General features: G+C 70.6%; 7 protein-coding genes. 4 read left to right on the top strand and 3 right to left on the bottom strand.

Annotation, left to right across the window (positions count from 1 at the left end):
• Window positions 1-71 precede the first annotated feature (71 nt).
• On the top strand, window positions 72-5,021 hold the full coding sequence (locus IH80_RS0133835) for an NAD-glutamate dehydrogenase (protein ID WP_030965558.1): 4,950 nt from the start codon (window positions 72-74) through the stop codon (window positions 5,019-5,021).
• Between the two features lie 153 nt (window positions 5,022-5,174).
• Here the strand turns inward: IH80_RS0133835 and IH80_RS0133840 are convergent, their stop codons facing one another.
• Both IH80_RS0133840 and IH80_RS0133845 read right to left on the bottom strand, forming a co-directional pair.
• Window positions 5,175-5,933, bottom strand: coding sequence for an ABC transporter ATP-binding protein (locus IH80_RS0133840; protein WP_030965559.1), 759 nt, complete (start codon window positions 5,931-5,933; stop codon window positions 5,175-5,177).
• Between the two features lie 67 nt (window positions 5,934-6,000).
• The gene (locus IH80_RS0133845) at window positions 6,001-6,909 is read right to left on the bottom strand and encodes an ABC transporter permease (protein ID WP_030965560.1); all 909 of its coding nucleotides are present in this window, start codon (window positions 6,907-6,909) and stop codon (window positions 6,001-6,003) included.
• A 118-nt stretch (window positions 6,910-7,027) separates the two neighbouring features.
• Between IH80_RS0133845 and IH80_RS0133850 the strand changes: the two genes are divergently transcribed.
• Complete coding sequence (locus IH80_RS0133850; RefSeq protein ID WP_030965561.1) at window positions 7,028-7,657, top strand: TetR/AcrR family transcriptional regulator; 630 nt, start codon at window positions 7,028-7,030, stop codon at window positions 7,655-7,657.
• Between the two features lie 146 nt (window positions 7,658-7,803).
• Window positions 7,804-8,679, top strand: coding sequence for a hypothetical protein (locus tag IH80_RS0133855; protein ID WP_030965563.1), 876 nt, complete (start codon window positions 7,804-7,806; stop codon window positions 8,677-8,679).
• A gap of 475 nt (window positions 8,680-9,154) precedes the next feature.
• On the opposite strand, the gene IH80_RS0133860 is transcribed toward IH80_RS0133855, so the two are convergent.
• On the bottom strand, window positions 9,155-9,469 hold the full coding sequence (locus tag IH80_RS0133860; RefSeq protein ID WP_030965565.1) for a hypothetical protein: 315 nt from the start codon (window positions 9,467-9,469) through the stop codon (window positions 9,155-9,157).
• 49 nt (window positions 9,470-9,518) lie between these two features.
• On the opposite strand from IH80_RS0133860, the gene IH80_RS46475 reads away from it, so the two are divergent.
• Entirely contained in the window at window positions 9,519-10,034 is a 516-nt protein-coding gene (locus IH80_RS46475) for a hypothetical protein (RefSeq protein WP_234432471.1), read from the top strand.
• Window positions 10,035-10,065: the final 31 nt, after the last annotated feature.

Genomic DNA, 10,065 nt, shown 5'->3' on the forward strand with positions numbered 1-10,065 from the left:
CGCCTCGAGGCGCTATGTCATTCCTTCCTTCACCTACGTCACGCAATGGCGCGCGACAGGAGCCAGAGGACATGCAGACCAAGCTGGACGAAGCAAAGGCCGAGCTGCTCGCACGGGCGGCCCGGGTAGCTGAGCACAGCCCGGCCGGGGGGCTACTTCCGACTGGGTCCGAGCAGGGAGAGCGGCCGGACCAGGACACGGTCCTCTCCTACCTCCAGCGCTACTACCTGCACACGGCGCCCGAGGACCTCACGGACCGGGACCCGGTCGATGTGTTCGGAGCCGCGCTCTCCCACTACCGGCTGGCCGAGAACCGGCCGCAGGGCACTGCGAACGTGCGCGTGCACACCCCCACGGTGGAGGAGAACGGCTGGACCTCCAGCCACTCCGTCGTCGAGGTCGTCACCGACGACATGCCCTTCCTCGTGGACTCCGTGACGAACGAGCTGTCCCGCCAGGGCCGCGGCATCCACGTCGTGATCCACCCGCAGGTCGTCGTCCGCCGTGACATCACCGGCAAGCTGATCGAGATCCTCGGCCCCGACTGCGACGCGCACGGTCCCCGCACCGCGCGACCCCACGACTCCCTCGTCGAGTCCTGGATCCACGTCGAGATCGACCGCGAGACCGACCGCGCCGACCTCAAGCAGATCACCATCGACCTGCAGCGCGTCCTGTCCGACGTCCGCGAGTCCGTCGAGGACTGGGAGAAGATGCGCGAGGCCGCGCTGCGCATCGCCGACGGCCTGCCCGACGAGCCCACCGCCCCGGACCTGCGCGAGTACGAGCTCGAAGAGGCCCGTGAGCTGCTGCGCTGGCTCGCCGACGACCACTTCACCTTCCTCGGCTACCGCGAGTACAACCTCGTCGACGGTGACGCCCTGGCCGCCGTGCCCGGCACCGGCCTCGGCATCCTGCGCTCCGACCCGCACCACAGCGGCAAGGAGGACGGCCACCCCGTCTCGCCGTCCTTCAACCGGCTGCCCGCCGACGCCCGCGCCAAGGCCCGCGAGCACCGCCTGCTGGTGCTGACCAAGGCCAACAGCCGTTCCACCGTGCACCGCCCCTCGTACCTCGACTACGTGGGCGTGAAGAAGTTCGACGCCGCCGGCAACGTCGTCGGCGAGCGCCGCTTCCTCGGCCTGTTCTCCTCCGCCGCGTACACCGAGTCCGTGCGCCGCGTGCCGGTCATCCGCCGCAAGGTCGCCGAGGTCCTGGAGCGGGCCGGCTTCTCGCCGTCCAGCCACGACGGCCGCGACCTGACGCAGATCCTGGAGACCTACCCGCGCGACGAGCTGTTCCAGACCCCGGTCGACCAGCTCCAGTCCATCGTCACCTCGGTCCTCTACCTCCAGGAACGCCGCCGGCTGCGGCTGTACCTGCGCCAGGACGAGTACGGGCGCTACTACTCGGCGCTGGTCTACCTGCCCCGCGACCGCTTCACCACCGGTGTGCGGCTGCGCCTGATGGACATCCTGCGCGAGGAGCTCGGCGGCATCAGCGTCGACTTCACCGCCTGGAACACCGAGTCGATCCTCTCCCGCATCCACTTCGTCGTCCGCGTCCCGCAGGGCACCGAGCTGCCCGTGCTGACCGACGGCGACGTCGAGCGCATCGAGGGCCGCCTCGTGGAGGCCGCCCGCTCCTGGGCCGACGGCTTCGACCAGGCCCTCAACGCCGAGCTCGGTGAGGAGCGCGCCGCGGAGCTGCTGCGCCACTACGGCAACGCCTTCTCCGAGGGGTACAAGGCCGACCACTCGCCGCGCGCCGCCGTCGCCGACCTCGTGCACCTGGAGAAGCTGCGCGGCAGCGACAAGAACTTCGCGCTGTCGCTGTACGAGCCCGTCGGCGCGGGCCCCGGCGAACGCCGCTTCAAGATCTACCGCGCCGGTGAGCAGGTCTCCCTGTCCGCCGTCCTGCCCGTCCTCCAGCGCCTCGGCGTCGAGGTCACCGACGAGCGCCCGTACGAGCTGCGCTGCGCCGACCGCACGAACGCGTGGATCTACGACTTCGGTCTGCGGCTCTCGGCGGGCGACCTCGGCGACGACGCCCGCGAGCGTTTCCAGGACGCCTTCGCGGCCGTCTGGAACGGCCAGGCCGAGAACGACAACTTCAACTCCCTCGTGCTGAGCGCCGGTCTGACCTGGCGTCAGGCCGTCGTCCTGCGCGCGTACGCCAAGTACATGCGCCAGGCCGGCTCCACCTTCAGCCAGGACTACATGGAGGACACCCTCCGCAACAACGTCCACACCACCCGGCTGCTGGTCTCGCTCTTCGAGGCCCGGATGTCGCCCGTCCGCCAGGCGGCCGGCAGCGAACTCGTGGACGCGATGCTGGAGGAGCTGGACGGGGCCCTGGACCAGGTCGCCTCGCTCGACGAGGACCGCATCCTGCGGGCCTTCCTCACCCTCATCAAGGCCACCCTGCGCACGAACTTCTTCCAGCTCGACGCCCAGGGCGAGCAGCACGCCTACGTGTCGATGAAGTTCGACCCGCAGGCCATCCCGGACCTGCCGGCGCCCCGCCCGGCCTTCGAGATCTGGGTGTACTCCCCGCGGGTCGAGGGCGTCCACCTGCGCTTCGGCAAGGTCGCCCGAGGCGGCCTGCGCTGGTCCGACCGCCGCGAGGACTTCCGTACGGAGATCCTCGGCCTGGTCAAGGCGCAGATGGTCAAGAACACCGTCATCGTGCCGGTCGGCGCCAAGGGCGGCTTCGTCGCCAAGAACCTCCCCGACCCGTCGGTGGACCGCGACGCCTGGCTCGCCGAGGGCATCGCCTCGTACAAGATCTTCATCTCGGCGCTGCTCGACATCACCGACAACATGGTCGCCGGCGAGGTCGTGCCGCCGCGGAGCGTGGTCCGTCACGACGAGGACGACACCTACCTCGTCGTCGCCGCCGACAAGGGCACCGCGACCTTCTCCGACATCGCCAACGGCGTGGCGGAGTCCTACGGCTTCTGGCTCGGCGACGCCTTCGCGTCGGGCGGCTCGGCCGGCTACGACCACAAGGGCATGGGCATCACCGCCCGCGGCGCGTGGGAGTCCGTCAAGCGGCACTTCCGCGAGCTCGGCCACGACACACAGACCCAGGACTTCACCGTCGTCGGCGTCGGCGACATGTCCGGTGACGTCTTCGGCAACGGCATGCTGCTCTCCGAGCACATCCGCCTGGTGGCCGCCTTCGACCACCGCCACATCTTCATCGACCCGACCCCGGACGCGGCGACCTCGTACGCCGAGCGCCGGCGCCTGTTCGAGCTGCCGCGGTCCTCGTGGGCGGACTACGACACCTCGCTGATCTCGGCGGGCGGCGGCATCCACCCGCGTTCGGCCAAGGCCGTCCCGGTCACCGCCCAGATGCGCGCGGCCCTCGGCATCGAGGCCGGCGTCACCAAGATGACCCCGGCCGACCTGATGCAGGCCATCCTCAAGGCCCCCGTGGACCTGGTGTGGAACGGCGGCATCGGCACCTACGTCAAGGCGACCTCCGAGACCCACGCCGACGTCGGCGACAAGGCCAACGACGCCATCCGCGTCAACGGCTGCGATGTGCGGGCGCGGGTCATCGGTGAGGGCGGCAACCTGGGCCTGACCCAGCTCGGCCGCATCGAGTTCGCCCGCAGCGGCGCCGGCGGCGAGGGCGGCAAGGTCAACACCGACGCCATCGACAACAGCGCGGGCGTGGACACCTCCGACCACGAGGTGAACATCAAGATCCTGCTCAACGCGGTCGTCGCCGACGGCGACATGACCGTCAAGCAGCGCAACAAGCTGCTCGCGCAGATGACCGACGAGGTCGGCCGCCTGGTGCTGCGCAACAACTACGCGCAGAACATCGCCCTGGCCAACGGCTCGGCCCAGGCGCCCAGCCTGCTCCACGCCCAGCAGCGCTTCATGCGCCGCCTGGAGGGCGCCGGACTGCTCAACCGCGAGCTGGAGTTCCTGCCCACCGACCGGCAGATCCGCGAACTGCTGAACAACGGCAAGGGGCTGACCCAGCCGGAGCTGGCCGTGCTGTTCGCGTACACCAAGATCACGTTGGCGGACGAGCTCATCGCCACCGAGCTGCCGGACGACCCGTACCTGCGCCGCCTGCTCTTCGCGTACTTCCCGGCGGCCCTGGGCGACAAGTTCTCCGAGCAGATCGACGCGCACGCGCTGCGCCGCGAGATCATCACGACGATCCTGGTCAACGACACCGTCAACACCGGTGGTTCGACCTTCCTGCACCGTCTGCGCGAGGAGACCGGCGCCTCCACGGAGGAGATCGTCCGGGCGCAGCTCGCGGCCCGCGAGATCTTCGGCCTGGCCGAGGTGTGGGACGCGGTGGAAGCGCTCGACAACAAGGTGGCCGCCGACGTCCAGACCCGGGTGCGCCTGCACTCGCGCCGTCTGGTCGAGCGCGGTACCCGCTGGCTGCTCAACAACCGGCCGCAGCCGCTCCAGATCACCGAGACCATCGCCTTCTTCGGGGAGCGGGTGGCCCAGGTGTGGGCGGAGCTGCCGAAGCTGGTGCGCGGCGCGGACCTGGAGTGGTACCAGCTGGTCATGGACGAGCTGACCGGTGAGGGCGTGCCGGAGGAGCTGGCGGCGAAGGTCGCCGGATTCTCCTCGGCCTTCCCGACGCTGGACATCGTCGCGATCGCGGACCGTACGGGCGTGGACCCGCTGGGTGTCGCCGAGGTGTACTACGACCTCGCCGACCGCCTGGACATCACGCAGCTGATGGACCGGATCATCGAGCTGCCGCGGGCCGACCGCTGGCAGTCCATGGCCCGCGCGTCGATCCGCGAGGACCTGTTCGCGGCGCACGCGGCCCTGACCGCGGACGTGCTGTCGGTGGGCAACGGCGCGTCGACTCCCGAGGAGCGCTTCACGGCGTGGGAGGAGAAGAACGCGGCGATCATCGGGCGGGCCCGGACGACCCTGGAGGAGATCCGGGGCTCGGACGACTTCGACCTGGCGAACCTGTCGGTGGCGATGCGGACGATGCGCAGCCTGCTGCGCGCGCACAGCTGACCGGGCTGCCGTAGCCGAGCGTGAAACGGGCCGGGCCCGGGACCTTGTGGTCCCGGGCCCGGCCCGTTCGTGTGGTCCGGGGTGCGGCGCCGCCCAGGGGGCGCTGCCCCGGGCCCCCGCGCCTCGAACGCCGGCGGGGCTTGGGGTGCCGCTTCAAGCGCCGGCGCGGCTGGAGTCCTCGTAGGCGGCGCAGACTTCGTCGGCGGGGCCGTCCATGCGCAGGACGCCGGAGTCCAGCCAGATCGCGCGGTCGCAGGTCTCGCGGACCGTGTTGATGGCGTGGCTGACGAGGAAGACGGTGCCGGCGCGCTCGCGGAGTTCCTCGATGCGGGCCTGGCTGCGCCGCTGGAAGGCCGCGTCGCCCGTGGCCAGCGCCTCGTCGATCATCAGGACGTCGTGGTCCTTGGCGGCGGCGATGGAGAACCGCAGCCGGGCGCCCATGCCGGAGGAGTACGTCCGCATCGGCAGGGAGATGAAGTCGTCCTTCTCGTTGATGCCGGAGAAGTCGACGATCTCCTGGTAGCGCTCGCGGATCTGCTGCCGGGACATGCCCATCGCGAGGCCGCCGAGGATGACGTTGCGTTCGCCGGTCAGGTCGTTCATCAGGGCGGCGTTCACGCCCAGCAAGGACGGCTGGCCGTGCGAGTAGATCCGGCCGCGGGCCACCGGCTGGAGGCCGGCGATGGCCTTGAGGAGGGTGGACTTGCCCGAGCCGTTGGAGCCGATGAGGCCGATGGCCTCGCCCTCGTAGGCGGTGAAGGAGACGCCCTTGACCGCGTGCACCTCGCGCATGCCGGGAGTGGCCCCGCGGGAGAAGATCCGGCTGAGCGCCGCCGTGGCGCCGCCCTTGCGGGCGCCGGTGCCGTGGACCTTGTAGATCACGTGGACCCCGTCCGCGATCACGGTGGGCACCCGGGTGCCGGTCCCGGCCGTACCGGCCTTCGTCGCCTTCTGCGCCCTCGTCGCCTTCGTCGCGGTGTCAGCCACGTCCGTACGCCTCCTCTGCCTTCCAGAAGTAGATGAACCCGCCGACGCCCGCGAGCAGCGCCCAGCCGGCGGCCAGCAGCCACACGTGGTGCGGCAGCGCGTGCGCGGGGAAGCTGTCGATCAGCGCGAAGCGCATCAGGTCGATGTAGACCGCAGGGGGGTTGGCCTCGAGGGCCGTCAGCACCCAGTGCGGCAGGTGGTTCGTGCTGAGCATCTGGTCGATGGACCACATGACGCCCGAGGCGTACATCCACGTACGCAGGACGAAGGGCATCAGCTGGCTGACGTCGGGGCTCTTGCTGCCGATGCGGGCCATGATCATGGCGCAGCCGGCGGCGAAGAGGGCCGTCAGCAGGAGCGCCGGTACGGCCAGGAGCCAGGCCGCGCCGGGCCGCTGGCCGAAGGCCAGCAGCAGGATCACCAGGGCGGCCATGGAGACGAGCAGCTGCTGGAAGAGCTGCACGACGGTGGAGATGGGCAGGCTCGCGCGCGGGAAGTGCAGCGCGCGGACCAGGCCGAGGTTGCTGTGGACGGCGCGGGTGCCGGCGTTGACGGAGCTGCTGATGAAGTCCCAGACGAAGATGCCGGTGATCAGGAAGGGGACGTAGTCCGGCACGCCGTGGCTGGCCTTCAGCACGATGCCGAAGATGAAGTAGTAGACCGCCGCGTTGAGCAGCGGGGTCACCAGGTGCCAGACCTGGCCGAGCTTCGCCGTGCTGTACGTGGCCTGCATACGGGCGTTCGCGTACGCGGACACGAAGTGGCGGCGCTGCCAGAGCTGCGCGATGTAGCGGGGGAGCGTCGGGCGGGCGCCGCTGAGCGTGAGGCCGTGGGTGGCGGCCAGCTGCGCGACCTCGGCGGAGGTGGCGGGCGCGGTCGTGGGTGCGGTCGCGGTGGTCAACTGGGTTCGCTTTCGACGTGGGTCGGGACGGGTCCGTATCGTCGCTACGGCGAGGTTATGGCGTGGAACGATGGAACGCAACCGTATCGTCGTGACGGGCCGCGGCTATGCTCTGTCCATGACCACGGACCCCGCACCCTCCGCCTCCGCCCGCCGCGCCCCCGCCGGCGCCGCCGTCCTGCGCGAGGACGTGACGGAGGCGATTCGCAACGCGGTGCTGGAGGAGCTGGCCGCGGTCGGGTTCTCCCGGATGTCCATCGAGGGCATCGCACGGCGTGCCGGGGTCGGCAAGACCGCCGTGTACCGGCGGTGGAAGTCCAAGCTGCACCTGGTGCTCGACCTGGTCGGAGCCTTCGCGGTGGACGGCCTGCCGGTGCCGGCGACCGGCTCGCTCTACGGGGACGTACGCGCCCTGCTGGAGGTCATGTCACACGTGCTGCGGCACCCGGTGGCGTCCGCGGTGATCCCGGACCTCCTGGTCGAGGCCTCCCGCAACCCGGAGATCGCTGACGCCGTCCGCGGCGCGCTCCTGGACGGCCAGCACCGCATGGCCCAGGGCATCGTCTCGGATGCCGTCGCCCGCGGCGAACTCCCGGCGGACCTCAGCCCCGACCACGCCCTGGACCTGCTGATCGGCCCGCTCTACTGGCGCCAGGTCGTCGTCCGCGACGCGGTCACGCCCGCCCACCTGGACACCCTGGCCCACCAGGTCGTGGCAGGCCTGAAGTCGGCCTCGAACCCGGCGTGACGGGTGCCGGCCGTCCGCAGCGGGCCGGGCCCCGGGCCTGGGCGGCTCAGCAGCGGGCCGCCCGCCGCACCGCCGCCAGGCAGGTCTCCCCGTAGGTGTGCCAGCCCGACCAGCCTGATGCGTGGCGGTCGGGCTAGGTTGGTCCGATGGAACATGACGCCGTCGGCCTGGTTGAGGAGTGGCTGGACGGCCCGAATTCCGAGGCGAACGGCTACTTCAGCTACCAGGCCCTCGAGCGCTACCGCCCCGCCGTCCTGCACTGGCTCACCATCGGCTGCGGGCTCGACGGCCGCCCGGACCCCGACCTGTACCTGCAGCCGACCCCCATGGCGCTGCAGAACTGGGCCATGGGCTACGCCGCCGCGGCCCGCTCCCGCGATGCCGCCTGCGGAGCCGTCCGTTCCTTCTACCGCTGGGCCCAGACTCCTGCTGCCGACGGCGGGCCCGGCCTCGTGCCGCCCGGCACCGCCAAGTCGCTCCAGTTCCAGCGCGGCGGCAACTTCGCCGCCGGCCTACCCGGCCGCGACCTCCTCACCCCCGACCAGTGCCGCTGGCTCGCCCAGGCCGCCGACCGCTACACCGGCACCCGCCGCGAAGGCCCCCACCGCGCCCGCGCCCTCGTCTACCTCTGCCTCAACCACTACCTCTGGGGCCGACACCACGAGGACGACGTCCTGCGCCCGGGCCAGATCACTGCCATGCGGCTCAACGGCCGCCACCAGGAGCAGCACCGCACAACCTGGGACGTTCCCCAGAAGAACGCCGCCTCCGACGCCACCCGCCTCCAACCCGTCCACCACGACGCCGTACGCTCCATCGACGAATACCTCCCCCACCGCGCCACCACCCGCCACGACAGCGGCCACCTCTTCACCACCATCAACGGCCGACCCCTCGAACCCCAGAGCCTTATCCGGATCCTGCGCACCGTCGCCACCACCCACCCCGACCTCGAAGAGACCGCCCCCACCCTGTCCGCCGACGCCGTCACCCACTCCCCGCCCGCACAACCTGCAGCCTGACCAGACACACCCACGTGCCCTGGCAGAACTGCTGCGCGGGAATCTCTCTGGTCGGCGGCAGCCCGGTCGTCGACCTCGACACGACAGACAGCCGTCGGTGGCATCGCGGGTACACGAGGTCGAAGACCTCAATCCGGCCAGCACGCTGCAGCCGCCAATCCCTGGCAAACCAGCCACACCGCCGCTGACGATCCTGACGCCGTGCTGCTCACGTGCGGAGACGGCGGTGCCGAGAGATCCGGCGGTCGTGGGGACGTCAGAGGTTGCGCGTACGGGGAGTCGCAGGGCGACGGCCGCACCTCGTGCGGGCCGCGGCGAGTTCGGCCCGTACGTCGCCCCGGATGCCGCCCCCATGCAGTTCTGCCCAGGGGGTGCTGGCCAGATCTGCCTTCCTCTCGAAAGGGGATGCGTACCGCGGCGGCCGACTCTACCGTCACACAGGTCCTCTATGCGGGGCTGTGTGCGTGAGTGGTCATCAGGGGGTGGGCGGGATGTTGGCGGAGGCGATGACGGCGTTGGCCGCAGCGGCGGGCGCCGGTGTGGTGCAGGCCTTGGCGTGGCGGGTGGCTTCGGCGTAGCCGCGGCGCAGGGAGTGGCCGGTCCAGCGTGGGGCGCCGTCGGGGAGGACGTCGCAGGCGCGGGCCTTGAGGCCGGCGCGGCGGGCGGCGCGCGTGACGATGTCGGCGATGCCCTCGGCGGCGAGCCAGCCCATCGGGTCGCCGATGCGGCGGCCGCTGCGGTGCATCGGGTGGTTGATCTCGGAGGCACCGACGCAACCCTTGAATGACATCCTTGGATTTATCCCTTGACATCAATCCAAGGATTGCTACCTTGGATTCATGTCAAGCAATGAGAAGCCTCGCCTCATCCCGACCGGCAAGTGCTGGTGCGGCTGCGGGAAGGACGTCGGCCTGGGCAAGTTCTTCGCTGCCGGCCACGACAAAATCGCCGAAGCAGCGCTGATGGCCCTCAAGTACGACGGGTCCGTCGCTCAATTGCTCCACGCTCACGGCTTCGGCTCGCATCATTCCGTCCGCCACGCCGCCGTCACCGATCCGGACTGCTCGTGGGAGAAGTGCGCCGACTGCAACTACAGCGGCGCCCCTGCAAGCATTGCCAACCACCGCAAGAAGGATCACCCCGAGCAGCACATCCTCGCCCAGGCGATTCGCGCCCTCGGCGGCACCTGGGATCCGCAGCGCGCCATCAAGGTTCTGGACGACCACGGTCACACGTGGGAAGACCAACGGGCGGCAGAGAAACGGGTCCGGCAGATCCTGCGCGACCTGTGCACAGCCGGGCACATCGTCAAAACCGACCCTCAACGGGCTGTCTACGAACTCGTTCAGGAGTAGAGGGGGTCGCCGCCGACCCACCCACCCACCC

Source organism: Streptomyces sp. NRRL S-378 (assembly GCF_000720645.1).
GTDB lineage: Bacteria > Actinomycetota > Actinomycetes > Streptomycetales > Streptomycetaceae > Streptomyces.

What these genes read in the sequence shown, in the direction of transcription:
- IH80_RS0133835 (WP_030965558.1), top strand. Translation starts at nt 72, where the DNA reads ATGCAGACCAAGCTGGACGAAGCAAAGGCCGAGCTGCTCGCACGGGCG.
- IH80_RS0133850 (WP_030965561.1), top strand. Translation starts at nt 7,028, where the DNA reads ATGACCACGGACCCCGCACCCTCCGCCTCCGCCCGCCGCGCCCCCGCC.
- IH80_RS0133855 (WP_030965563.1), top strand. Translation starts at nt 7,804, where the DNA reads ATGGAACATGACGCCGTCGGCCTGGTTGAGGAGTGGCTGGACGGCCCG.
- IH80_RS0133860 (WP_030965565.1), bottom strand. Translation starts at nt 9,469, where the DNA reads ATGTCATTCAAGGGTTGCGTCGGTGCCTCCGAGATCAACCACCCGATG.
- IH80_RS46475 (WP_234432471.1), top strand. Translation starts at nt 9,519, where the DNA reads ATGTCAAGCAATGAGAAGCCTCGCCTCATCCCGACCGGCAAGTGCTGG.